The following is a 25152-nucleotide window of genomic DNA, read 5'->3' as shown; positions in this document are numbered from 1 at the left end:
GTGAGGCCGCCGCGGTGTCCTGGCTGGGAGTGGGTGGCGGGGGAGCGGGCTTGGGAGGGGCGGGGTTGGGTTCAGTCGGCGTGCTGGGCGCCGGCGCGGGCTTGGCGCTGGGCGCGGTAGCCGGCACCCGTGGGCGGTGTGGTCGTACGGACGGGATCTTGGTCAGGGTTCTGGTCATTGGCGGTGGCCCCCGGTTGTGGGTGGGGCTGCCGCAGCACGTCCAGGACCGCGCTCCAGGAGTAGCGGAAGTTCTTGCCCGCCTTCAACGCCGGGATCTGCCCGGCCGCGGCCATCCGGCGGACGGTCTGCGGGGACAGGCCCAGCTTGGTGGCCAGTTCCTCGGTGGTGAGGATGTCCGGATCCCGGCCGACCTTGGACCGCTCGGGTGGTGTCGGCGTGGCGTCTTTTCCTGAAGTGGTCATGGTTCTCCCTCTTCCCATCGCGTGTTCTGGCGTTCGTGGTGGTGCTGCGGTAGCCGCTGTTCGGCTCAGTGAATGCGGGTCGAAGTGCGTTGGCACTACTTGCGCTCCGCCATAATGACACGTACGGTAACCAACGCGCCACTCACCGAACGCATGTGGCGTGGAATCGGGGGATTCATATGCGCTCACCACTCCACGACCGAGCAGCCGACCACCTGCCCACAGGCGGTCGGCGTCACCACCCGTCCCGGGAGCTGATGGTGGCCGGCGCCCACGGCGGGGCCGGTACCTCCACCATCGCGAGGCTGATGTATCCGGCTTGGGACATGGGCTCCCTGGAGCACCTGCTCGGCCCCGGCCACCCGCCGCTGCGAGATCGGAGACGGCCGCTGGCGGTGGTCACCCGTAACACCGTGGCCGCCGCCCGGCACGCCACCAACGCCGTCACCGCCTTGCACCAGGCGGCCACCCCCATCGCCGCCCTGGTCATCGTCGCCGACGGAGCCGGCTCCGAACCCCGCGACGCCACCGCACGGTTCTCCCTGCTGCAGGGCAGGGTGGGCGGCATCGTACGGATGCCGTTCATCTCGGACCTGCGATTGGTCGACGACGCCACCACCATCGACCTGCCCAAGCGGGCACGTGACGCCCTTGGCGCCATTCGAGCACTGGCCTACGGCCACCCTTAAGCCCGTGCGCCCGACCCGGGACAGCGTGGGGACCAGAGCCTGGGCCGACTCAAACGGACACACCAATCTTGCACGCAGTGGATGCCACCGCCGTATGTGCAGGTCACCCGACTCATCCGGCCGAAAATGGAGGCTTTCATGCCGCTGACCCTCAACGACACCGTCCTGTACTTACTGACCGCGTCCCATCTACCGCTCACGCCCTGGGCACCTGGCCCGGACGGCGACCGAGGAGGGGGAGTGGAGATCCCCGACCCACGACCGAGCGCACCTCCGGAACTGAGCGAACCGGTGAACGTGATCATCAGCTGGGGCAAGTGGGGCGTGCTGGTGTGCGGGGTCGCCGGGCTGCTGATCTGCGCCGGGCAGATGGCCATCGGCCGTAAGAACCGCAGCAGTTTCGCCGCCGACGGGGCCACCGGTGTTCCCTGGGTGCTCGGCGGGCTCAGCCTGGTGGCCACCGCAGCGTCCATCGTCGACATGTTCGTCGGATGAGGACGCCGATGGGACACCCGACACCCCTCAGGACCGGAGGGCGGCTCTCTCTGCTCATGCCGGCCGGCGCCGGAATCGGCCTGGCCGCCTACGCGGTCGCCAGATCCGGTTCCGATCTGCTGCAGGCGGAGTCTGGACAGGGCCTCGGCCTGGTACAAGGCCAGACGGCCGGGACCGACATCGAACTCTTCCCGACTTGTCGCCCTGGCCGGTCAACGGGCCGCCGGACGTGCCCAAGCCGACACCGTGGCCTGCGGATCCGGCCGCTTCCACGACCGGACCGGGTGTCCCGGCGACGGCGATGCAGGGCTCACGAGCCAGGTTGGAACGGGCTCATTGGTCGGACCGTCTTCCGGCAGAGCCACTTCCCGCTCCCTATGCCGATCTCGCCGAACCGTATCCCGCACGGCGATATGCCGGCCGATCCAAAAGAGCTCACAGTGCGGTGCGCGTGTCGGCTCGGGTGCACTCCCGGAGGCAGGACGGCGGCCGATGCGAGGCGGCCCCCCAAGCGGAGGCCAGAGGGAAAGGTGCTCCGCCTCTCTCTCGCGGACGGCCATGTGACGTTCCGGGGAAGGAGGTGAAGCCTCATGCCTACGCCGGAACCATGCTCCAATCCCACCGATCCTGGCTGCGTTCAGCAGAGTCCGGAGAGTGAGGACACCGGAGGGGGATCTCCGTTCGGAGTGCCCGGCCCCGAGGACATAGGCGCGGGTGCGCTGGACGGGATCGCCGATGCCATGCGCGCCGGGCTGCGGTGGTTCCTGGAGAACACGATGACCTGGTGGGTCAAGCTCGACTCACCCGACCTGCAGCAAGAACCCGCGGTAGGACAGTTGCAGCAGTTCATGCTGCCGATCACCGGCGCCGTGGCCGTACTCGCGATGCTGGCGGCGGCAGGGAAGATGGCTTTGACCCACAAGGCCAACCCGCTGCTCAACGTCGGCGGCGGGCTGGCACTGATCGCGGTCACCGGCGCGATCGGGGTGGCGCTGCCCAACCAACTGCTGAAGTTCGGGGACGCCTGGTCCGACTGGGTGATCCGCTCCGCCGCAGGTGAGGACTTCGAAAAGCGTATGCCCACCCTGCTGGGCCTGGAGGGGCTGCCGGCCGCGCTGGTGATCGTCTTCGGGCTGGTGGCGATGGTGGTCGCCGCCATCCAGGCGATCTTGATGATGTTCCGTCACGGCGCCCTGCTCATCCTGGCCGGGGTGCTGCCGCTGGCGGCGGCCGGGACACTGACCGGGGTGACCAGGCCGTGGTTCAAGAAGGTCACCGGCTGGATGCTCGCCCTGATCTTCTACAAGCCCGCAGCCGCAGCCGTTTATGCAGCCATGTTCACGCTGATCGGTAAGGGCAACGACATCCGAGCCGTCCTCATGGGCTTTGCGATGATGCTGGTCTCACTGGTGGCCTTCCCGGTGCTGCTGAAGTTCTTCACCTGGACCACCGGCACCCTCGAGGCCGGTTCCGGCGGTGCCTTCATGGGCGCGCTGATCGGTGGCGCCACGGCGGTCGGCGCGCTGCGCGGCCCCCTGTCAGGCTCCGCCAGCGATCATGCGAGCTTTCTGAACCAGCAGCTCGGCCCCTCAGGTGCCGACACGGATTCACCCGAGGGCGCTCGCCCGCAACATGGCCGGTCGGAAACCACATCTGCAGACGGACACTCCGCCACGTCGGCGCCCGGCCCTGGTCAGGGACGACCGCCAGGACCTGGGCCGGGGCAGAGCCATCCGCTGGACTTCCAGGACACGCCGTCCAACACCGGCCAGTCGACCAGCGGTGTCGATCCGGACGAGCCGGTGGGGCCGGTCGTCTGGCAGACCGCCCGCAACGAGGAACGACGAGGCCGCGACACGCTCCGCTGGCTCAACCACCCGACCGGATCCGGTCCCAGCGGCGCGGCCGACAGCGGCCCCGAAGGAGGAGACGGAGGGAGCGGCGGCAGTGGTGGATGATCTGCTTCGCCCAGAGCAGCGGCTGTCGAGCGTCCGGCTCGACCATGATCCAGGCTCATTGACGGCCTCGCCTACGAGGAGCTCAGACCGGCACGGGACCTGGTGTCGGATGGTCCACCGCTCAGTGGGTTCTCGCCGGGCTGTGTTCCCCACGGCCACACCGGGCCAAGGCGCGAGGTTGCACGTCATGGCCTGGGTCGGCGGCTGGTGCCCCGCCGGGGCAGCCATGGATCTTCGCGGACGTCACGGACGGCCGACCCGACCCACGGCGAAAAGACTCAGGACGTCACCGTTCGGCGGACAGCGTTGGACCGGGCCTCGGGCGAATCGCGCAGGACCGAACAGCGCAAGGTCGCAGCGGGTCTCGGCAGGAACCGATGCGCATACGGGACGGCCGAAAGGAGACAGCAGCAGTGGCAGGTGAGATCCGTACGTACGGGGGCTGGCGACGTCGGCGTGGGATCGGATTGCTCGGCCTGGACACGACGGCGACGTTCGTCACGTTAGGGGTCGCCTTGGCGGCCGTCGTGCTGGGAACGGTGCGGCCGGGACTGCTGCTCTACCTGGGTCCGCCGATCGTGATCACAGGCGTCCTCGGGCTGGTCCGCGTCGGTGGGACTCCCGTGGCGATGCTGGCGCTGGTACGGGTGCGCTGGTGGTGGGGCTCATGGCGGGGCCATGCCCGGTACCGGGCCGGAGTCGTCATTGACCATCCTCGGGCGTTCCAACTGCCCGGGGTGCTCGCTCCGCTGACGTTGCTGTCGGCCGAGGACGGTTACGGCGGCCGGTACGGCGTGGTGTGGGATCGGCGCGCGGGCCTGCTCACCGCAACACTTCGGGTCGTTCCTGCCTCCACCTGGCTGGCCGATCGCACCGACACTGACACCTGGGTGGCGTGTTGGGGGAACTGGCTGGCCTCGCTCGGCCATCAGCGGGCCGTCCGTCATGTCACGGTGACCGTGGACACCGCTCCCGAGCCCGGCTCCACCCTCGCCGATGCCGTGTCCGCCATGATCGATCCGCGCGCTCCCGCTCCGGCTCGGCTAATCATCGGCGAAGTCGTCAATACGGCGCCGGCTGCGGCGGCCGATGTGGACACCCGGATGTCGGTGACCTTCGACCCGAAGGCCTCGCCTACCGCCCCCAAGGACCTGCTGGACGCGGTCGCCGAACTGGGCCGCACGCTAGAGGGCTTGGAATCTCGGCTCGGCCTGTGCGGGGTCACCGTGGTGGGACGGGCAACCGCCGCCGAGATCGCTGGGACGATCCGTACGGCGTTCGACCCGGACGCCCGCGGCGAGGTCAACCGTCTGCTGTCGCGGCCGAGCTCTCAGGAAGTCCTGTCGTGGGCGGATGCGGGGCCGGTTCACGCCGTCGAGTACACCGATCGGTACGTCCATGACAGCGGGATCAGCGTGTCGTGGGCCTGGCACGAGGCACCCCGGCAGGCCGTCCACTCCAATGTCCTGGCTCGCCTGGTCGCGCCGGGTCCTTACCCCAAGCGGGTCAGCCTGCAGTACCGGGTGCTGCCGGCCGCACAGGCCACCAAGGTGCTGGAGTCGGAGGTCAACGCCGCTGCCTTCCGCAGTGCCTTCCGTCGCAAGACCGGACGGGACGAGACCGCTCGCGATGCCCATGACGCCGCTCGTGCTCGGCAGGCCGCCGCCGAGGAGGCGATGGGTGCCGGGGTGTGCCTGGTGTCGATGTACGTCACCGTCACGGTCACCGACGAAGGCGAGTTGCGCCGCGCCGTCGCGCACACCGAGTCCGCCGCCGAGTCGTCCAAGATCCGGCTACGCCGCCTATGGGGAAGCCAGGCCGCCGGGTTCGCCACCACCCTCCCGTGCGGCATCTGCCCACCCGACCTGACCAGCCGCTGGCGCCACTGAGCCCCTTCCAACTCGCCGTCCTGGCCGGCCCAAAGGCTGCCGACCGTATTCGGACCGACGTCATGGCCTACGGGCCTGGCCGCCTCTGCAGCCGGACCGGATAGCACCCACCAGCCGGCACCAAGCCCCGCTGGACTCACGAGCCGGACTGGAAAGCCTCACTGCTGATTCGGAGGTATCACCTTGTTCCAACGACACCGTTCTGTCCCATCGACGCCGCCCAGTAGTATCGAGACGGCGGCCATGGCCGAATCGCTTGCCCCGGCCTGGGGTTGGCGGCTGCCCGACGGCGGCCGCGCCGTCCATGTCGAGCCCGCGCCCGAGTACCAGGCGACGACGATGCAGGTGTGCGGGTTGTTTCCGTTCATGGCCGGCTCCGGCTCGCCCACCATGGGCACACCCATCGGCCGGCACCAGCTCCACGGCGACGTCGTCTGCCTGGATCCGCTCGCGTGGCTGCGGGGCGGGCTGGTGACCAACCCGGGGATGTTCGTGCTCGGCCAGCCCGGCACCGGCAAGTCGACGCTGGTCAAGCGGCTGATCACCGGCGCTGTCGCCGCCGGGCAGACGGCGATCGTCCTCGGCGACACCAAGCCCGACTACACGATGCTGGTGGAGCATCTGGGCGGCCAGGTGATCCGGGTCAGCCGCGGCGCCGACCGGATCAACCCGCTGGACGCCGGTCCGCTGGCCGCTGCGATGCGGCATCTGGCCGGGGCCGAGGCCGAGGCACTGCGGTGGGAGGTACGGTCGCGCCGCCTGACCCTCCTCCTGGCGTTGTGCACCTTGGTGCGCGAGGCCCGGATCACCAACGCCGAAGAGGTCATCCTCGGCCGCGCCATCGACCTCCTCGACGAACGCCTCGACCGCGAACCCACCGTCCCCGACGTTCTGCGCGTGCTGGAGGAAGGGCCGGACGAGCTGCGGGCGGCCGCCCGCGCCGACACCTTCGACCGCTACCGCGAGCGGGTCGGCGAGCTGGTGTTCACCCTGGCGCTGCTGTGCACCGGTTCGCTGGCCGGGGTCTTCGACGCCCCCACCACCCGCTCGATCGACCTGAACGCGCCGGCGGTGAGCGTGGACATCTCCCGGGTGCGGGCGGCCGGGGACAAGCTGCTGACCGCGGCGATGCTGTGCACCTGGGCGTACGCGTTCGCCATGGTGGACGCCGCCGCCACCCTCGCCGACCTGCGCCTGGCTCCGCGGCGCTCCTACCTGGGGGTGATGGACGAGCTGTGGCGGGCGCTGCGCGGCGCCCCGGGCCTGGTCGAGCACGCCGATGCCTTAACCCGGCTGAACCGGGCCAAGGGCATGGCCTCCATCATGATCACCCACTCCCTCGCCGACCTCGACGCCCTGACCACCGAGGAGGACCGCGCCAAGGCCCGCGGATTCGCCGAACGCTCGGCCATCACCGTCCTGGCCGGCCTACCGCCCCGCGAACTGACCCGCATCCACGAGATCACCCCGCTCACCGGGCCCGAACACCAGCTGGTGGCCTCCTGGTCGGCACCCGACTCCTGGCAACCCGGAGCCCGCCACCCCGGACGCGGCAAGTACCTGATCAAAACCGGCGAACGCCTCGGCATCCCGGTCGAACTGTCCCTGGTCGGAGCGGAGAAGGACCTCTACGACACCGACCAGGCCATCCGCCCGGGCCAGAGCAGCGGTGCGGGTCACCTGCAGCGTTCGGAGTTCGGCTCGTGAGCCGGGCGCTGGGTCCCAAGCCGTCGATGTGGCACCCCAGCGCCGCCGGCGGCTGGCTGGTGCTGGCGGTGTGCTGGGGGCCGGTCGGCTGCCTGGCCATGGTGTGGGGTGCCGCCCACGTGGCGGCGTGGCTGTCCGGTGGCCGGGTGATGGGCTTCGGCAGCGACTTCGCGCTGGCCGTCCTGCACGGCCGCTTCGAGCGGGCCTGGCCGGACACCCCCACCTCGCTGGTGACCGCAGTGCTCATCGCGGGCGGCCTCGGCCTCGCCGTAGCCGGCCACCACCTGTGGCGCAGGATCGAGCAACACCGCACCTGGCCCGGCGACCCCATCGCCGCGTTGGCCCGCAGCACCCGGCTCGTCTCCCTGCAACGGCCGCAGGTCGCGGCCAAGGCCGTCCAGCTGCGCCGCTCCCTGCGCGGCAGGCGGCCAGAGCGCCTGGCGCCGGAGGAGATCGGCCTGCTGCTCGGCCACCTCCAGCAGCGGGCCCGCCGCACCGGCCCGGCGGTGTACGCCTCCTGGGAGGACACCCTGGTGGCGTTCATGGCCCCCCGCTCCGGCAAGACCACCGCCCTGTCGATCCCGTACGTGCTGTCGGCCCCGGGCGCGGTGATCGCCACCAGCAACAAGGCCGACCTGTGGGCCGCCACCGCCGAGCTGCGCCGCGAGACCGGCGGCCGGGTGTGGCTGTTCGACCCCCAGCACATCACCTACCAACCCCAGGGCTGGTGGTGGAACCCGCTGGCCGGCCTGTTCACCGTCGAAGACGCCCACCGGCTGGCCGGGCACTTCGTGCTGACCGTCGACGACCCGAACAAAAAGGACCTGTGGGGACCGGCCGCCCAGGACCTGCTGTGCGCGCTGTTCCTGGCGGCTGCGACCTCGGGGCGCTCCCTGCATGAGGTCGCCGGGTGGCTGGACGAGCCGGCCATCCCCACCCCCATCGAGTTGCTGCAGACCGCTGGATTTCCGCTGATGGCCTCCTCGCTGAGGGGAACCCAGAACGGGGCGGTGGAGACCCGCGACGGCATCTACCAGACCGCCCGCACCGCGGCCAAATGCCTGCGCGATCAGGAGATCCTCGCCTGGGTCACCCCGCAGGATGGGCTTCCGGCGTTCGACCCGGCCACGTTCGTCCACCCCGGTGCAGGACAGAGCGGGACGTTGTACCTGCTGTCGAAGTCCCGGTCGGCCGCCGCCCCGCTCATCGCGGCGCTCACCGACACGGTGATGCGAGCCGCCGAGCACCAGGCCGAACAAGCCGGCGGACGCCTCGACCCGCCGCTGGTCGTGGTCCTGGACGAGGCGGCCAACATCTGCCGCATCGCCGACCTGCCCGAGCTGTACTCCCACCTCGGCTCCCGCGGCATCATCCCGGTGACGATCCTGCAGTCCTACGAACAGGGCGTCACCGTCTGGGGCGAGCCGGGGATGGCCGCCCTGTGGGGCGCGGCCACCCGCAAACTCATCGGCGCCGGCACCGACTCCCCCCGCCTGGCCCGCGACCTGGCCACCCTCACCGGCCAGCACGACGTCCCCATCCGCTCCCTGACCTACACCGACGGCCGCGCCTCCGAACAGCTCTCCCTACGCCGCCAGGACATTCTCGAACCCGCCGCCATCCGCGCCCTGCCACCCGGCACCGCCCTCCTGCTGGCCACCGGCGGCACACCCGCACTCCTCACCCTCCGCCCCTGGTACACCACCCCCCACGCCGACCAGATCACCCAAGCCATCACCACGGCGGAGAACGCCATCACCAAAGCAGCCCGCACCCACTTCGGAAACAACAAGGTCATCGACTTCACGAAGGATTTCCCAGACCTCTGACTCACCCCGCAGCTCCGCCGGGACGGTCAGGGACCGCGGCCATCCAACCGCCCCGCCCATGAGGCGTCACGAGCTTGACCGCCTGGACGTGGCGGATCAGCGGGGCACCGGGCGGCTTGGCTCTCCGGGCCGATGCACTGGAGACCTGCCCCTACGGCCACAAGACGTAAACGCACCGAACCGCCCCAGCACCTTGATGACTCAAGCCTGGCCGGCAACTCACATCTGCATTTCACGACTCCGGCAGGGCTCACGCCTGCCGAAATCCGGACACCGGTCAGAAACCCCGCCACTACCAACGACTTCAAGGAGGTCATCATGACCTTGGACGACACGTCGATCGAGACCGCCGAGGAACTCCCCGAGCCGTTCTTCCCCGACGTCATCACCTGGGTGACCCACCACTTCGTCCCGGTGTACCGACGCACCCTCGGCGGCGAGTTCCGCTGGTGCGCCCAGTGGTGGCGCCACGCCGAGGCGATCTCCCGCCTCACCGCTCTGTGGCACTCCTGGGAGACGATGCGCCTCCAGCCCGGCATCGGCATCAGCCTGTGGTACCGCGACCACCTCGACCACCAGCTCCCGGTGCTGCTCGGTCCGCGCGGCCCCTTCTACCAGTGCAACGAAACCGAGCACCTCGAACCGCATCAGGCCGCTGTTGTCCCGGTCCCGATGGAGTTCTGGGAGTACGGCGTGCTCTCCACCGAAGAGCCATAAGGCCGCACCAGAACCGGCCATCCCACTATCCGCCCCTACCTGTTTCCGACCGCCGTGTGCCGATCCACGTCGATCAGCTCGCCATCACCGAGCGGCGCCCACGGCGGCCGGACAGGCACCCGATCCGCCAGCCGCCGGAAGACCACAGCGCATCACCCGCACCCGTCCCGTGGGAGTAACTGCATGCCCGACTCCACGAACGCCGACCGCATCGACGCCACTGCGGCCGCCCTGTCCGCCTACCGATCCCGCGCCCACCCCGACACCCGGCCGGGCGACGACACCGGCCTCGGCCAGGCCGTGCTGCTGCGCGACCTGCTGGTCGACCTGATGCACCACGCCGAAGCGATGGCCACCGACTTCGGCCTGCTGGTCGAAAGCGCCGACCGCACCCATCGCCGCCAAACCCACCGAGACCTGCCCGACCAGACCGACGAGGCAGCCCAAGTCGCCGGCACCGGCTCGGAGGTCATCGACCTGCTCACCAACGACATCACCGACGCCGTCCGCGGCCTGACCACATCCATCGCCCGTACCGGCCTCACCGACATCCAGTCCGCCTGCCGTCTCCTGGACGGCCTCACCCAAGCCGCCCGCGACCTCGCGCACGCTTTTCCCCAGATCAGCAGTTACCTGCAACGTGAGCACGCCGCAGGCAAACTGGCTGACATCCATCACGACCCGAAGCAGGCCATCGACCTGGCCACCCTCTACCTCAAAGTCGCCGAAGGCGTGACCGGCTCACTGGCCGGCTCCCTCACCCGTACCCGGCAGGCCATCACCGGCATGCACCCCGCTCCCGACCAACCACACCACCAGCCCCGCCCCAGCGAACTGGCCCGCCAGGACTTCCCCGCCTCGGCTCCGGACCTGACCACACCGCCCGCCCTCCAGCAAGAACCCGCTTCTCCCAGCAACCCGCACACCAGCAGACGGAACATCCCACCGACATAGCACGCGACACGCGCGGCACCTGAGCTTGCACAGTGGCCGTCAACGTCCTTCCGGGACGGCGGCCATGCGACAGGGGCAGCAGGCCAGGGAGTGTCCAGCCGGTGGGGGACCTACCTGCTGGCGGAGCGTTCGTCCCGGTGAACCGCCACCGGCGCGGGGAAACCGCCGGGATCACCGTCTGCTGGACACTCCCAGGCCGCACCCGCAAGGGGCATTCCCATCAACACAGAGCTCTTTCGACCTGCCGTCCAGCCTGACCAACGGACCGATGATTTGCCCCCAGACCGGCGCTGCAGTCCGGCGAACCCGACCGGTTCCACGGCAAGGCCGTTGGCCCGGCATCGGTTTTGTGGGGCTCACAAGCCAGGTGGAAGGGCTCGCGGATTGATATTGGAGATGACGTCAGCACACGACACCCAGGAAAAGCGAACTCTCTCACCTTTTATTACGCCTAGTCGAAACGATGATCCAGGCCTCGCTGCCCTGGAACGGATATGTGTCCCGGGCTACCCAGCGCCTGGGGCCAGTGCCGCTCCTCGCCGCCGCTCCTAGAGCCACGAGTTGAAGAGGACTCAGCGTTCGGAGCAAACAGATCGGACAGAAGAATGACCAGTCAGCACATACAGCAAGTCATCGATGATCTGAGCTACCAGCAGTCATTACCGCAACGACTCATCTCCGCCTACCGGGGCCTGGAGGTGATTGAATATGCCGCCCGGAAGCTGGTGTTCCTCGGCCTCCTGCATCGCTCCTCCACTTGGCGGGACGTCCAACGCCAGGCGGTGCGGGCACGCGGAGACCTCACATGGGCGCCCGCGTTCCCCTGGCCCATCGATGCGCCACCACCAGCCTTCGCGCTGGCCCTGGCCGACGAGCAGGCCGTGGTCGAGCAACTGACGGTCCTCGCTGAGGGCGTCGTGCTGACGCTGGTTGAAGCGTCCGCACTGGCCACCGAGGTAGCCGACCACAGAGCTTGCACGGTCGCGGCGATCCGCACCTGCCTCCTCCAGCGAGGAATCCCAAGCACGGCGGAAGCCGCCTCCGAGGCCGTACGCCCTCGTCCGCACTGACCCGCCGAGCCGACAAACGGCCAGTCCATACCGAAGAAGGCAGGACATACATGACCGCCCACACCACATCCCCGGAGCCGGAGTTCACCGACCTGCTGCGCGACCTGTACGGCCGGCTCGTCCAGATCGAGCAGACCATCGGCACGCTGGCGGACAGCACCCCGGACGGGTTCATCATGTGGGGCTTCCCGCAGGCCGAGGCCGCCGAAGCCCGTGACGCCCTGGGATCGGCGCCCTCGTTGGCCGGCTTCATGCCGCCACCGGCCGAGCTCACGGACACCCATGCCACCGCCGAGTCCCTCGCAGACCTCACCACAGAGATCCACCGCACGCTCATCACCGCATCCGCGAAGGCCACCGACTCGGCGGACAGGCACGCCTGTCTGAGCGCCGCCATGTTCGCCGGACGTCTCCACGAGAGCCTGAGGTGACCGCCGATGGCAACTTTCGGAGAACTGCTTTCGGCAGCGGACGGCCACCTCGCCCAGGCGGCCAGCACACTCAACCGCCCCGACATCGACGTGCAGGCCCAGCACCCCGGCACGATCATCGAACTCGCCCGCCTCACCGCCGTGCTCGCCCGCTACGGCGACAACATCGCCGACGGCTTCGGCCTGCAGCCCAACGGCGATGAGGCCGTACGAGAGGCCGCCCGCCGGTTCAGCCGCAACATCCACCAAGCCCGCAACGTCCTCGGCACCCCAGGACGGGCCGACCCCAGCGGCCCGGACCTCGCATGGACCTTACGAGCCGCCTCCGACACGCTCGGCTGCGGCCTCGACCTCCTCAACTCCCACTTCACGAGAACGTCCGGCGGCGGGCTGCATTCTCCGAGCGCCAACGCCATGACGATCACTGCCGGTGACGTACTGGGCTCTCTGCTGCACAAACTGGGCAGGTACGCCGAAGCGGCAGGCCACCTCACCCGGCGCAGCACCCCAGAGGCGGCAAAGGCCGCGGATCCGCTGATCCGAGCGGCCGACTCCGGGCCTACGCCCGCATCGGGAAGGGCGTCGCCGGTGGAAGCGGTCACGCTACGGCGGGCCATGGAACGCATCCCGCCCGTCCCAGGAGAGAGCACCGCCCGGCTCCTGGAGGGGATCAGCACCAGTGCCCAGAGGCTGCGGAACATGGACCCCCAGGGGAGCATCGCGACCTGGCGTTACCTGGCGACCGCCGCGGCCATCGCCTGCCAGATCGGGAGCCGGATAACCAGCGTCATGGCGTATCGGTTCCGCGAAACCGGAGAGGAGGAACTGGCCGCCCCGCTTCTGGAGGCGGCCCGCCGTACGAGGCTCATCGGGATGAGATGGCAGACCCTCGCCCAGAACTGGCGGTCGCTCACGGGCATGCCCAGCAACCCGGCGACCGTTCCGGCCGCGGTCGACGCCAGCGACCTGCTCATCCGCCTCGGTCGCCTCATCTACGCCGATCCCGCCTGGACACCCGGACCACGTGGGACCACGCAGGTCGTCCCGCCGGAACAACTCGCCCCGGACGCCGGACACGCCGCTCGCATCGGCCTGGCCGTGCTCAATTCGATCGAGGCATGCAATGTCATGGCCGCAGCGCACAACGCCGCTGTGAACGACGTCGCGAGGATCACCCTCACGCGCCGGGGGCTGGCGGCGCCCGACGGGCGTCGGCGTCCACCTGCCGTGGCACGGCAGTTCCTCACCAGATATGAGGGCGTCCTCCAGCACGGGAAGGAAGCCGTGATCCACCTCGGGAACACCGTGCTGGAACTCACTCCGAAAGGATCCGAAACCGCTGCTGAGGCGGCCCTCATCATCCGCCGTGCCAACGCACCCAACAGCCACGAGTCACCGGCGGCTCTCGCCGCGCAGTCCTTCCCGAGCCTGACCACGCAGGCCCTGCACACGCTCGCTCAACAGGCCGCCTCGCCCTCGTCGCCGGTGGCGCGGCCGAAAAGCAACAGCCGAGCCAGGTGAGACACGCAGCCGCTGACATGGGGAGTGGTTGACCGGCAACGGGACGCGGCTCTTCGGGGAGCGGCAGCCGGCGGAGAAAACGCAGCAGCGATGACGGCCGTCGTGCCGGACCAGGCACGCGGCGCGTCACTGGCTACGGGGCGCCGCCTGCCGCTCCTTGCTACGGGCGGCGTCCGCAGCAGAAACGATCATCTCGTCCACGAGCCAGCGGATGTCGGCGGGCAGATCGATGAAGGCGCGCAGGACCTCAGGACGGATGGTGCCGTCGTCCAGTTTGCGGCGAAGGGCCTTGAAGGACAGATCGTCCTCCATGGGACGGCTTTCGGCCGCGAAGCCGAAGTAGCCGAGCGGAACGGAGAAGAAGGTGGCCAGGGCGGTCAGGGTCCGAAGCTGCGGGTTGTCCTGGCGGCCGGTGCGCAGCTTCCACACGGTGGTGGAGGAGATGTCCTCGCCGGTGGCGGCGGCGATGGCCGCGGCGGTCTCCACATTGTTCCGGGGCGGCGGGGCGTCGGCCGGCCACATGTTGGCGATCAGCCACTCGACCTTGGTGGCCAGGCTCGCCGAGGGCGCTATGTCACGAATGGCATGGGTCTGCTCCTGCGACACGGCCTCTCCTGAGCTGTTTACTTCAGTCAAGTTGCCAACACTCCATAGCTCTAGGTTGACAGACGCCAATAGATGACTCACCTTCGCTCTGAAGACTTTAGTTGACAGGCGGGGGTCCGTCAGCTGACGACACGGGGGATGACGATGCGGCCGTTGAACGCACGTATACGAACTGAGCTGGAAGAACGTCAGATCTGCCTACTGCGGCTGCACTGGGAGCTGACCCGGCTGGGGATCCGGGTCCGCGTCCGCAAGTCGCGCAACGGTCGCTGGAAGCTCAAGCTCCGCACCACGACCGGCTGGTCGGAGACGGTGCTGTGCGCCGGGGCCGAAGGCGCCTACGCCTACGTGACCGCCCACGGCCGGCTGCTCGGCCGTACCGAAGACGCACGGCAGGTGGCCCGGCTCCTGCTGTGGATGCTCGAACGGAGATGCCGGTGAACCGAAGCGACAACCCTGGCCCGCCCACCGCCGAAGGCGGGCAGGTGATCTTAGGACGGTTCGCCTCTCGCACCACCAGGACGGCGCACGGACCGGCCATAAAAATCGTGGTCGCCGTCCTCACACCGTTGATTCTGGCGTTGGCGGTGCTGGGCGGGGTCGGCTCGTTCACCACGGTGCGGGACATGGCCGAGCCGTGGTTCGGGGGGCTGGCGTGGATCGTGCCGGTCGGCATGGACGTGGGCATCTTCATCCTGCTGGCCTGGGACCTGCTGATGGAGTACCTGGCGCTGCCCTGGCCGGTGCTGCGCTGGGTCGCCTGGACGTTCATCGCCGGCACCGTGACGGTCAACGTCCTGGCCGCGGGCGGGGACACCGCCGGGGTCGTCATGCACGCGGCGATGCCGGTCCTGTTCGTCACGGTCGTCGAAGGCGTACGGCACCTGATCCGCCAGTGGGTGGGACTGACCACCGGCACCCGCATCGAACGCATCCCGACCGCGCGCTGGTTGCTGGCACCGCTGTCCACCGGGCTGCTGTGGCGGCGAATGGTCCTGTGGAACATCACCGCCTACCACCAGGCCCTCGACCTGGAATACCAGCACCAACTCGCCATCTCCCGGCTCCAGCAGCAGCACGGGCGATGGGCATGGCGATGGCGGGCACCGCTCGCGGCCCGTATCGCGCTGCGCCGACTGCCCGCGGAACCAACCTGCCGTGCCGTTCTCGGGCCCTCTCTGCATGAACCATCCGGTGACACCCCGGCAGACCCTGAACCGGCGCAGGACGAGCAGACGGACGAACGAACCGGCGGCTTCGACGAGGAACTGCTCGCAGTCACTCGCCGGCTCATCGCCGAGGCGAACCGCCAAGGCGTACGGCCAAGCCGCGCCAACCTCGGACGCCGGCTACGAGCCCTCGGCTTCACCATCTCCAACGAGCGGCTCATAGAGCTTCGTGCCGCCGCCGGAGGCGAAGCCGGAACGCACCCAGAAGACCGTGAGGACCGGACACCATGACCGCTTCAAGCGACCCCCGAGCCCGGCGGCCTCGTCCCGCCACTGGTGAGGGCTGAGCATGCCCGAAACATCATCTCCCCAGGAAGAAGCGCGCCGCGCTCAGGAACGCGAGCGCCAGCTGACCGTGTTACACGGCATTGCTCAGCAGGAGACCACCCGCCTGTACTCGGGCCGATCACCCTGGACATGGTGGCTGGAGCTGGCGGCCCGGCACGGACGCCACGGCTTCACCAACACTCTCTTGATCAACGCCCAGATGCCGACCGCCACCGACGCCCGCTCCTATCGGCAGTGGCAGGCCCAAGGAAGGCAGGTCAAGCAGGGCGCGACCGGCATCCGGATCATCTCCCCGCGCGGCACCCCACGTTCGGTATTCGACGCCTCCCAGACCACCGGCCCGCCGCCAACCGGTACGCGGACGTTCTCACCTGCCGAGGCATGGGACCGCCTCCACCGACTCGCCGCCGACCAAGGCTTCCAGATCGACCGAGCCGGACGGTGGACCTACACCGGCCCACCCGGCCGCCTGATCCAAATCGCACCTGCACCGAACGAGCAGGACGCGGTGACCGCGCTCGCCCACCAACTCGGGCACGTCTACCTCCACGCTGGACGCATCGACCAAGCGGGCGACGAACGCTGGAGCTGCCACGGCGCCCAGCGCGTCGAGGCCGACTCCATCGCCTACCTCCTCCTCGTCCGCCTCGGCATGAACCCGATGGGTCTGACTTTCCCCGCGGTCACACGCTGGGCAGGCACCGACCCGCGGGCCAACCCGCTGGCCGCCGTCCGAGCGCTCGCAGACCGGGTGCTGCGCGCCGATGCCCGACTTCAAAGGCACCTCAGCGCCCTACCACCGCCCGCCGCCCAGCAGGACGACAACGACCCGAAGGCCGACGCATTACCGCTGCCCCACGCCCCTCAGCCTCAACCGCCGAGGACGGCCGATCAGCGCAAGCCCACCAGGGGACTCGTACCGGCCATCCCTGCCAGCCTGGACGAACTCGAGGAAATCCACCGCGCCGCACACCATCTGTTCACGTCCCTGCGAAGCAACAGCTGGGTCCCCACCTACCTGAACGATCGCGGCTTCGATGAAGACACCCAGCAGCAGTGGGGGATCGGCCACGCCCCCAAGGCTTGGCGGGTCCTGACCGACCACCTACGCCACCTCAGCCACACCGACGAGGCCATCCTGACCTCCGGCTTGGCCCGCCGCGCACGCAGCGGACGGCTCTACGACACCTTCCGCGATCGCGCCATGTTGCCGATCCGCCGACCGGACGGAACCATCGCCGGCTTCATCGGCCGACTACCGGACGGTGCCGAGGGACCGAAGTACCTCAACAGCCCCGAAAGCCCGATCTTCCGCAAAGGCGAGCTGCTCTTCGGCCTGCACGAGATCCGCAACCGCATGGTCACAGGCGCCCGACCCGTCCTGGTCGAAGGCCCCCTGGACGCCATGGCCGTCAACACCGCCGCCCCCCAGCACTACGCCGCCGTAGCACCCTCAGGAACCGCGCTCACCACCGCTCAGCTCCACGCCCTCGACCGCATCGCCGACCTGAGCAACTCCGGCCTGATCATCGCCCTCGACGGCGACCCCGCCGGACGAGCCGCCACCGAACGGGCCTGGAGCGTGCTCTCCCAGGTCACCGGTCCCGTCGAGGCCGCCATCCTCCCCGGCGGTCAAGACCCCGCCGACATCCTCCGCCACCAGGGACCAGCCGCCCTCCACGAAGCCCTGCAACGCACCACCCCGCTGGCGGACATCGCCATCGACGCCGCTGTGAGACGAGCAGGCCACTCCTTACAAGCCCACGAAGACCGGATCGCGGCCATACGAGCCGCCGCACCCCTCGTTGCCCAGCTGCCACCCCGCCAAGTCGCCCACCAGGTGGTGCGCATGGCCCGCGCCCTCGGCACCGACCCCGCCATCGTCACCGAAGCACTCACCGAGACCGTCGCCCCTGCCGACGCCCGCCACCTGGCCGCCGACGACTTCCCGTTATCCCCGCTGGCCCCCACACGGCCAGCCACCCAGGGCAACACCACCAGCCGTCCAAACCGGCCACCGACCAAACACCCCAAGCACCTTTGACACGGAGCAGCAGATGACCACCGAACAGCAGCACCCCGACCCCATCACCGAAGGACTCACCCACAGCGGCCAGCGCCTCGTCCAGTTCATCGCCATAAGCGCTGTCGTCAGGCAGGTCCAGGCCAGGTACCAGCTACGCCTGCAACGAGCACGCCAGATACGAGCACTGGAGGCCGAACGACGCGCCGGCATGGCCATGAGAACGGCATTCGAGCAGGCCAGATCGCGATGGGCGCCCGCTCACGACCGCGAATGGCTCCGGCAGGCCGACCTGCTCCGCGTAGCCGAAGCCTGGAGCGCCGCCCTGCCCTACGCCGCCGACCACAGGGCAGCCGCCTCCGCCGCACGCAAGTGCGAAGAACGCCTCCGCAAGCTCCACCCACACGCCATGCAGCACTACGACCGCTTCCGCGACGCCGGGCTATCCCCTGAGGAGGCCATGCGGGATGCAGTCCCCTTCTTCACCCGCACCCCCAACGTCCGCACCGGCGACCCGGCTTCCGAAAGACAAGCCCTACCCGAAGCCGGTGGAATCCGCCGGACCGTCGACGAACACGGCCCCGCCGAACGCGAGGAAGCCGAACACCGCCAGCAACAATATGCCGTGAAGCTCATCAACGAACTCAAAGCGCACCATCAAGGACCTGAAGACCTCCGCCCCGAAGACCTGCGCACAGCTCTGGAGGTCGCCACAAATCTACCCGAACGAGTAATTACTGGAGCACTCGAACAAGTTGCCAATGCTCCAAGCAGGGGTACCACTTCTGCTACAGATGTAACTCCTCAACGAGACCTGAACGCAGCGATCGGCACCCCCACCCTTGAATCGCCCACACGAACTCCAGCGCAAGTCGCAAAAGACGACTTCCCCTACAACATCCGCGAGGCGGTACACCTCGCCTCCCAGCAACCCGCCGAACAGCCAAGCCCCGCCAGACCCCGCCACCACGGCCCCAGCCAGCACCGCCGGCCAAGCCGCTGACCAAGGGAGCGCCCATGAACTCCTACGAATCCAGCCCCTGGTTCTGGCTGCTCATCATCGGCGGCCTCGCCACTCTCGCCGTCCTCCCAACGCTCGTAGCGATGCTCCGCCGAGTCGACAGCCTCACCACCATCATCCTCTTCAACACCATCGGCTGCGCAACCTTCGTAGGCTGGCCGGCTGCGCTGGTACTGGCCTTCGCCATGCCACGGCGAACACAAAAAACCGGGCTGCCGTTTTCGACACGGCAATTCCCGCCGACTTGATTAGTCAACGCCATCATCTTCGGTCGCAGTAGAGAGGGTCCAGTGGGCCTGTCTAGTTACACCTTTATCTGGGCAGGCCTTTGAAATTGATATGATGATTGCCGAGCGTTTGGTTCGGCTTGCATGTCTAGATGTCTTATTTCCCTTGCGGGATCGAGTGTTATGCAAAGTGATCAACGGATTGCTTTGATGGCGCCGATTGCTTCTGAGTTTCTTTCCAGTCAAGGGCGGAACCATCCCCGCGTGCGCGGGGAGCAGTCCGGCCGCCGCGTCGCCACCCTGCCGGCGGGGGGACCATCCCCGCGTGCGCGGGGAGCAGGCGGAGGGGCTGACCGCCCTCGAAGAGGAACCGGACCATCCCCGCGTGCGCGGGGAGCAGCACACCGGCCAGGAACAGCCCGACGAACACCAGGGACCATCCCCGCGTGCGCGGGGAGCAGGGCGGCCGCACGTCCGGCGGGGCGTGCAAGAAGGGACCATCCCCGCGTGCGCGGGGAGCAGACGATCCCCCGGCCCTCGTGCCAGCGGCGGTGAGGACCATCCCCGCGTGCGCGGGGAGCAGGGACGCAAGGGGTTCCTCCCAGGGAGGGGAGCGGGACCATCCCCGCGTGCGCGGGGAGCAGACCAGGGACGGCCCGGTCGGCAGGAACCCGCCGGGACCATCCCCGCGTGCGCGGGGAGCAGTGTCAACGGCGCGCGAATCTGGGCTCAGGCACACATTCCGTGATCGGATCAGTCAGCGAGCAGAATGCGTTTGCGGAGCAGGTCGGGATTGGCCCGGCCATACATCTGCCTCTTGATCGTTTTGATGCGGTTCACGTGACCCTCGACCGGTCCGGAGCTGTAGTTCAGCGTCAGGCCGGCTCGGGCGGCGTCGAAGTCGCGGCGCAGGCCGGTGACGAAGGAGTGGAGTTCGGGCAGGTCATCGGCCTGGACGGCGTTCATCCAGGTTTCCAGGCGGTGGCCTTGGCGGTTGAGCATCATCACTGCGAACGCCGCGACGTGCCGGCGGAGGGCGGCCAACGTCGGGCTTGCCTGGGTGAGGGCGTCGAGCTGGCGTTGCTCGTCCGTGGTGAGATGGGCCGGGTCGCGCAGCAACCAGCCGGCGGCTTTGCGGACCGTGGGCCCGACGGGCTGCGGCGGTGTGGCCGGGACGGTCGAGCGCCAGGCGCGGACGTAGTCGCGGACCGCTCGGCTGTGGACCTGGTAACCGCGTTCGCGCAGTTCCCGACACAGCTGCGCAGCGTTGGTGCAGCCCTCGTTCCAGCGTCGGATGAGGTAGGAGGCATGGTCGTCAAGGAGTTTGGGGCGGCGGCCGGTCCCGGTGTTGACCAGGAGCTCTTCGGGTGTAGCGGCGCGGGCGAACCTGCGGACGGTGTTGCGGGCCAGGCCGAGGGCCCGTGCGATAGCCCGCAGGTCCTGGCCTTGCGCGAGGAGTTCGTGGATGGCGGCGTGGCGCTGCCGGATGCGGTCGGCGAACGGTCCGGTCCGCAGTCCAGCGTGCGGCCCGGGATGTGGGGCCGCCGGGACGGCGGACCCCGCCGGGGTGTCCCGTGGCCGCTGGTCGCGCAGAAGGTCACGGTGCCGGGCGATGACGCGTTCGACGGCCTCGCCGAGGTTGCGCCACATGTGCCAGCGGTCAGCGACCTGGATCGCATCGGGAGCGCCGCGGGTGGCACCCTCGGCGTAGCCGCCGGCGCGATCCCGGCAGATGATCTCGACACCGGGATGGGTCTTCAGCCATGCGGCCAGGCAGTCAGCCGTCCGATCGGGCAGCACGTCGATCGGGCGGCCAGTGGTGATGTCGATGAGGACGGGGCTTCCCCCCGAAATGTGGACACCGGTTTCAGGTGGCAGCGGTCAGGCTGCCGGTGGCTTTCTCGTAGTTGATCGGTGAGAGTTGCCCCAGGCGGGAGTGCCTGCGGCGGGTGTTGTAGCGGGTGGCCCAGCGGAAGACGGCCTGGCGTGCGGCGTGGGCGGTGGGCCAGTGCCGGGCGCCTTGCAGGGTTTCGCGTTTGAGGGTGGCGTTGAGGGATTCGGCGGCGGCGTTGTCGGCGCTGGTGCCGACCGCGCCGCGGGACCGGGTGAGGCCCAGCCGGTTGCAGGCGGCGGTGAAGTCGGCCGCGCAGTACTGGGCGCCGTTGTCGCTGTGGAAGATCGCTCCGTCCAAGGTGCCGCCACGGGTGGCCGCCGCAGCGTGCAGGGCGTCGATCACCAGGCTGGTGCGCATGTGGTCGGCGATGGACCAGCCCACCAGCCGCCGTGATCGCAGGTCCAGCACGGTTGCCAGATACAGGAAGGTGCCGTCGGCGATCGGCAGGTAGGTGATGTCGCCGACATACCGGCGGCCTGGGGCCGGTGCGGTGAAGTCGCGTCGGAGCAGATCCGGGACCGGGGCTGCGTCCGGGGCGGGCACGGTGGTGCGCACCTTGCGGCGCAGGCGCAGCCCGGCGATGCCGTGCCGGCGCATGACCCGCTCGACGCGCTTGTGGTTGACCTGCACGCCCTGGTCTCTCAGTTCTGCGGTGATGCGCGGGGAGCCGTAGGTGCCGTCCTCCTCGGCGTGGATCTTGCGGATCCGCATCGCGAGCTCGGCGTCGGCCCGTCGGCGGGCCTGCCTGGCAGGGGCGGCGGCCAGCCACCGGTAAAAACTCGAGCGCGCGATCTGCAGCACCCGGCACAACCGCTTGGCCCCGTAGGTGGCCTGGTGGTCGGCGACGAACTGGAAGCGGTTCACCAGCGCGTCTCCCCGGCGAAATACTTGGCCGCCTTCCGCAGGATGTCGCGTTCCAGCTCCAGCTCACGGATCCGCGCCTTGAGCTGCTGATTCTCCTGTTCATGCACGTCAGGCGACGATAGGTCCTGCTGCGTCGACGGCTGAGCGGGGGCGGGCCGGACCGGTGCCGTCCCGTGCCGCTGGGCCTCCAGCACCCAGTTGCGCAGCGTGCCCCGGCTGATCCCCAGATCGGCAGCGATCCGCCTGTAGGTGTTGGACGGGTCCGACAAGAACAACGCCACCGCGTCGGCCTTGAACTCCTCTGGATAGTGCTTCAGCGCCATCAAAGACACCTCCTTCCCCTGGACCCATGATCCAGGCTTCAAGGTGTCCACACCTCAGGGGGAAGGCCCGACTGTGCCGTAGGTGTGACCGCGCCGCAACGCGAAGTCGTCCACGCCCAACACGCGTGGTCCGGTGGCCAGGGCCGGGTCGGGAAGGCTGCGGATCAGCCGGATCAGCGTCATCCGGTTCACCGCGGCGGCGAGTTGCCCGGTCAGCCTGGCGCCCGCTCGGCCGCCCAGTGCCAGCGCCACTTCACGCAGCACGGCGCCAAGCCCCACGCTGTGACGGCCGTAGCGGCTGGTCAGCCCCGGCACCTGCTCGGCGAACGTCTTCTTCGGGCATGCTCCATCAAGACACAGGAACCGCCGGACCTGCAGATGGATGATGGTCTCCTGGCCGCCGGTCGCGGCGAGTGCACAGCCGCCGCTCATACCGACTGTGCACTCGCCGGGACGCCCGCCCGCAGGCCGGGCAGTCAGCCTGGACAGTGCCCGTCCTTGCCCGGATCCGCACTGACCGACCCGACCTGAAGACCTTCTCCACCCCCAGCCCTGCCAGATGAGGAAACAGAACTCCCACCAGCTCCTTGATCGACACGATCGAGATGGTCGCGACCAACCCGCCGCCTACCGACGAGAACACCCAAACCGTGACCTACCCGAACAACCCGATCACGGAATGTGCGCCTGAGCCCGAATCTGGACCCGTCTGCGGCGGCTGAAAGTGGACCCGTCCTGGTTGTTCGTCAGTCGTTGGTCTTGGCCGCGGGGACGCGGCCTAGGTCGCGGTCTTTGAGTCGGTAGCTGTCTCCTTTCAGGCTGATGACCTCGGCGTGGTGGACGAGGCGGTCGATCATGGCGGCGGCGACCACGTCGTCGCCGAACACCTCGCCCCAGCGTCCGAAGGGCTTGTTACTGGTCACGATCAGCGAGGCGCGTTCGTAGCGGGAGGAGACCAGCTGGAAGAACAGGTTGGCCGCCTCGGATTCGAAGGGGATGTAGCCGACCTCGTCGATGATCAAAAGAGGGATCCGGCCGAGCCGGACGAGTTCGTCTTCCAGGCGGCCGGCGTGGTGGGCATCGGCCAGGCGGCCGACCCATTCGGCGGCGGTGGCGAAGCGCACCCGGTGCCCGGCCTGGCAGGCTCGGATGCCCAGGCCGATGGACAGGTGGGTCTTGCCGGTGCCGGGCGGGCCGAGGAACACCACGTTCTCCTTGGCCACCACGAAGTCCAGGGTGCCCAGGTGGGCGATGGTGTCGCGTTTGAGGGAGCGCTGGTGGTCGAAGTCGAACTCCTCGATCGACTTGCGGGAGGGAAAGCGGGCCTGGCGGATGCGTCCTTCGCCGCCGTGGGCTTCGCGGGCGGCGACCTCGCGTTGCAGGCAGGCGAGCAGGAACTCCTCGTGCGACCAGTTCTCAGCGCGGGCGCGTTCGGCCAGCCGCTCGACCGAGGCCGCCAGCGACGGCGCCTTGAGCGCACGGGTGAGATAGGCCAACTCAGAGGTGATGTTGCGGCCGGTCTTGGCTTTGGTGGGCATCAGACCGCCACCTCCCCGCCAGTGGGCTCGTCGGTGAGCCCGAAGAGGCGGTCGTAGTCGGACAGCTTGCGCTGCTGCACCGGCGTCGCGGTTGCCGGCGTTGCGGGCACCAGATGCCGGCGGCGAAAGTCTCCAGCGGCCTTGTCGTGCTCGGGGGCGGTGATGGTCTGATGGGATGCCCAGCAACGCTGATGCGCCGCGACGGTGCGGCCGCCGCAGGTCGCGGTGACCTGATCCAGGTCGGCGGTCACCTCGATGCGGCGGCCGATCGCCGCGGGGTGGACCGAGTAGTCGTTGCCGTCGAGCCGGACGTAGTGGTCGCGGGGCAGCCGCATCGACAACCGCCAGCCGGTCTGTGGCGGGACCGGCGGCAGTTCGACCATCGCGTTCAGGTCCGCGGGCAGCCGGTCGACCGGGCGGCACTCGATCCGGCGGTGATGCCGACGGTTGGCCTTGTCCAACCAGTCGGCGAGTTGGGCGTTGAAGTCACTCGGCGAGGTGAACGCGCGGCCGGGCAGGAACGAGGTCTCCAGATAGCCGTTGGCCCGCTCCACCAAGCCCTTGGCCTCCGGGTCGCCTGGGCGGCACTGGATCACCTTGATGCCCAGGGATCCGCGGAAGGCGTTCATCGCCTCGGTCAGCTGAGGGCGGCCGCCCCGCCACCGCCCGACCGCGGACTCGTTGTCCCACACCAGCGACTTGGGCACCGCACCCAACTGCGCCAGCAGCACCCAGTGCCCGGCCAGCAGATCCGGCGCCTGGCGGGACGGGATCATCCGGGCGCTGATCCAGCGCGAGTAACCACTGACGATGACCAGCACCGGCGGTCGACCACTCTGCCCCGACCCCAGCGGGATGTCGACCGGTGGGAACCACAGGTCACACTGCGCCAGCTCACCCGGCCGATACTGCGTCCGCGACACCGGATCCGGTGGTGCGAACAGCGGCCGCAACTCCCGGACACGATCCTTGAGCACGGTCATCGACCGTTCCCAGCCGATCCGCTCAGCGATCACCGTGGCCGGCATGTCCGGCCAGGACGACAGCAGCTCACGGATCTGCGGCTCGACCACGTCCACGATCGAGCCCTTGCGCTTGCGCACATACTTGGGCGGCGCATCAGAGGCCAACGCCCGACGCACCGTGTTCCGCCCAACGCCCATCTTGCGGACGATCGCCCGGATCGGCATCCCCTCCGACCGGTGCAACCTACGGATCTCCGCCCAGTCCTCCACGCTCAACACTCCTCACGCTCTCACCCACACGGGCTCAAGACGGGTCCGTTTTCACGCGTCGTCACAGGGTCAGCTTTGCGGCGTCGTCGTCAAGCAGTGCAGCACCGAGACGGACGGCACCGTCACCCAGGGACCATCCCCGCGTGCGCGGGGAGCAGAACCCGAGCAATGTGGTCTTCCAGTACGAGAAGGGACCATCCCCGCGTGCGCGGGGAGCAGGCG

The 25152-nt window shown here is 69.1% G+C and carries 24 protein-coding genes and 1 CRISPR repeat array; of the genes, 17 read left to right on the top strand and 7 right to left on the bottom strand.

Going from position 1 to position 25152, the window contains the following annotated elements; all coding sequences use genetic code 11:
* Positions 1–71 precede the first annotated feature (71 nt).
* Positions 72–422, bottom strand: a complete 351-nt coding sequence (locus C4U03_RS04310; protein WP_160146906.1) for a helix-turn-helix domain-containing protein — start codon at positions 420–422, stop codon at positions 72–74.
* Positions 423–601: 179 nt separating this feature from the next.
* Here C4U03_RS04310 and C4U03_RS04305 point away from each other — a divergent pair, with 179 nt between their 5' ends.
* The 11 genes from C4U03_RS04305 to C4U03_RS04255 all read left to right on the top strand — a co-directional run bounded on the left by C4U03_RS04305 (position 602) and on the right by C4U03_RS04255 (position 13682).
* The gene (locus C4U03_RS04305) at positions 602–1111 is read left to right on the top strand and encodes a hypothetical protein (protein WP_146087253.1); all 510 of its coding nucleotides are present in this window, start codon (positions 602–604) and stop codon (positions 1109–1111) included.
* Positions 1112–1249: 138 nt separating this feature from the next.
* The gene (locus C4U03_RS04300) at positions 1250–1606 is read left to right on the top strand and encodes a hypothetical protein (RefSeq protein ID WP_200827049.1); all 357 of its coding nucleotides are present in this window, start codon (positions 1250–1252) and stop codon (positions 1604–1606) included.
* A gap of 686 nt (positions 1607–2292) precedes the next feature.
* Positions 2293–3564, top strand: a complete 1272-nt coding sequence (locus C4U03_RS04295; RefSeq protein WP_103936342.1) for a hypothetical protein — start codon at positions 2293–2295, stop codon at positions 3562–3564.
* A gap of 413 nt (positions 3565–3977) precedes the next feature.
* A complete protein-coding gene (locus C4U03_RS04290) occupies positions 3978–5453 on the top strand; it encodes an SCO6880 family protein (RefSeq protein WP_235017637.1) in 1476 nt (491 codons plus the stop codon).
* 243 nt (positions 5454–5696) lie between these two features.
* Entirely contained in the window at positions 5697–7160 is a 1464-nt protein-coding gene (locus C4U03_RS04285) for a hypothetical protein (RefSeq protein WP_103936340.1), read from the top strand.
* Positions 7157–8989 (top strand): type IV secretory system conjugative DNA transfer family protein, encoded by a 1833-nt coding sequence (locus C4U03_RS04280; protein WP_103936339.1) that lies wholly within the window; start codon positions 7157–7159, stop codon positions 8987–8989. Before C4U03_RS04285 ends, C4U03_RS04280 begins: the two co-directional genes overlap by 4 nt.
* Positions 8990–9307: 318 nt before the next feature.
* The gene (locus C4U03_RS04275; protein WP_200827048.1) at positions 9308–9706 is read left to right on the top strand and encodes a DUF4913 domain-containing protein; all 399 of its coding nucleotides are present in this window, start codon (positions 9308–9310) and stop codon (positions 9704–9706) included.
* Positions 9707–9889: 183 nt separating this feature from the next.
* Positions 9890–10660, top strand: a complete 771-nt coding sequence (locus C4U03_RS04270; RefSeq protein ID WP_103936337.1) for a hypothetical protein — start codon at positions 9890–9892, stop codon at positions 10658–10660.
* Positions 10661–11265: 605 nt separating this feature from the next.
* Entirely contained in the window at positions 11266–11730 is a 465-nt protein-coding gene (locus tag C4U03_RS04265; RefSeq protein ID WP_103936336.1) for a hypothetical protein, read from the top strand.
* A 50-nt stretch (positions 11731–11780) separates the two neighbouring features.
* Positions 11781–12161 (top strand): hypothetical protein, encoded by a 381-nt coding sequence (locus C4U03_RS04260; protein ID WP_103936335.1) that lies wholly within the window; start codon positions 11781–11783, stop codon positions 12159–12161.
* Between the two features lie 6 nt (positions 12162–12167).
* Positions 12168–13682 (top strand): hypothetical protein, encoded by a 1515-nt coding sequence (locus C4U03_RS04255; protein ID WP_103936334.1) that lies wholly within the window; start codon positions 12168–12170, stop codon positions 13680–13682.
* A gap of 126 nt (positions 13683–13808) precedes the next feature.
* Here C4U03_RS04255 and C4U03_RS04250 read toward each other — a convergent pair whose 3' ends face one another.
* Complete coding sequence (locus C4U03_RS04250) at positions 13809–14288, bottom strand: transcriptional regulator (RefSeq protein ID WP_103936333.1); 480 nt, start codon at positions 14286–14288, stop codon at positions 13809–13811.
* Between the two features lie 153 nt (positions 14289–14441).
* Here C4U03_RS04250 and C4U03_RS04245 point away from each other — a divergent pair, with 153 nt between their 5' ends.
* Genes C4U03_RS04245 through C4U03_RS39765 form a run of 5 tightly spaced genes read left to right on the top strand, consistent with a single transcriptional unit; the run spans position 14442 to position 19097 of the window.
* Positions 14442–14729, top strand: coding sequence for a hypothetical protein (locus C4U03_RS04245; RefSeq protein WP_146087252.1), 288 nt, complete (start codon positions 14442–14444; stop codon positions 14727–14729).
* Positions 14726–15748, top strand: coding sequence for a DUF2637 domain-containing protein (locus C4U03_RS04240; protein WP_160146905.1), 1023 nt, complete (start codon positions 14726–14728; stop codon positions 15746–15748). Before C4U03_RS04245 ends, C4U03_RS04240 begins: the two co-directional genes overlap by 4 nt.
* Positions 15749–15806: 58 nt before the next feature.
* Complete coding sequence (locus tag C4U03_RS04235; RefSeq protein ID WP_103936330.1) at positions 15807–17849, top strand: toprim domain-containing protein; 2043 nt, start codon at positions 15807–15809, stop codon at positions 17847–17849.
* A 13-nt stretch (positions 17850–17862) separates the two neighbouring features.
* On the top strand, positions 17863–18831 hold the full coding sequence (locus tag C4U03_RS39770) for a hypothetical protein (RefSeq protein WP_146087251.1): 969 nt from the start codon (positions 17863–17865) through the stop codon (positions 18829–18831).
* A 14-nt stretch (positions 18832–18845) separates the two neighbouring features.
* The gene (locus C4U03_RS39765; protein WP_146087250.1) at positions 18846–19097 is read left to right on the top strand and encodes a superinfection immunity protein; all 252 of its coding nucleotides are present in this window, start codon (positions 18846–18848) and stop codon (positions 19095–19097) included.
* A 230-nt stretch (positions 19098–19327) separates the two neighbouring features.
* Positions 19328–19781: direct repeats of the CRISPR family, unit length 28 nt; unit sequence GGACCATCCCCGCGTGCGCGGGGAGCAG.
* Positions 19782–19829: 48 nt separating this feature from the next.
* Here the strand turns inward: C4U03_RS39765 and C4U03_RS41010 are convergent.
* The 3 genes from C4U03_RS41010 to C4U03_RS04220 form a co-directional block, all read right to left on the bottom strand.
* Positions 19830–20900, bottom strand: a complete 1071-nt coding sequence (locus C4U03_RS41010) for a transposase (protein WP_268817494.1) — start codon at positions 20898–20900, stop codon at positions 19830–19832.
* Positions 20901–20943: 43 nt separating this feature from the next.
* Positions 20944–22157, bottom strand: a protein-coding gene (locus tag C4U03_RS04225; protein WP_103936329.1) for an IS3 family transposase whose coding sequence is annotated in 2 segments (ribosomal slippage) — positions 20944–21845 and positions 21845–22157 — 1215 coding nt in all. Because the reading frame shifts where the segments join, the coding sequence is not laid out codon by codon here.
* 54 nt (positions 22158–22211) lie between these two features.
* On the bottom strand, positions 22212–22589 hold the full coding sequence (locus C4U03_RS04220) for a hypothetical protein (protein WP_103936328.1): 378 nt from the start codon (positions 22587–22589) through the stop codon (positions 22212–22214).
* A 155-nt stretch (positions 22590–22744) separates the two neighbouring features.
* Here C4U03_RS04220 and C4U03_RS42375 point away from each other — a divergent pair, with 155 nt between their 5' ends.
* Positions 22745–22879 (top strand): hypothetical protein, encoded by a 135-nt coding sequence (locus tag C4U03_RS42375; RefSeq protein ID WP_268817487.1) that lies wholly within the window; start codon positions 22745–22747, stop codon positions 22877–22879.
* 24 nt (positions 22880–22903) lie between these two features.
* Here the strand turns inward: C4U03_RS42375 and istB are convergent, their stop codons facing one another.
* Both istB and istA read right to left on the bottom strand, forming a co-directional pair.
* Complete coding sequence (gene istB, locus C4U03_RS04215) at positions 22904–23695, bottom strand: IS21-like element helper ATPase IstB (RefSeq protein ID WP_103936327.1); 792 nt, start codon at positions 23693–23695, stop codon at positions 22904–22906.
* Complete coding sequence (istA, locus tag C4U03_RS04210; protein ID WP_103936326.1) at positions 23695–24939, bottom strand: IS21 family transposase; 1245 nt, start codon at positions 24937–24939, stop codon at positions 23695–23697. Before istA ends, istB begins: the two co-directional genes overlap by 1 nt.
* Positions 24940–25152: the final 213 nt, after the last annotated feature.

It is taken from the genome of Thermomonospora echinospora (assembly GCF_900108175.1).
Lineage (GTDB): Bacteria > Actinomycetota > Actinomycetes > Streptosporangiales > Streptosporangiaceae > Thermomonospora > Thermomonospora echinospora.
This window is presented reverse-complemented; position numbering and strand designations above follow the sequence as displayed.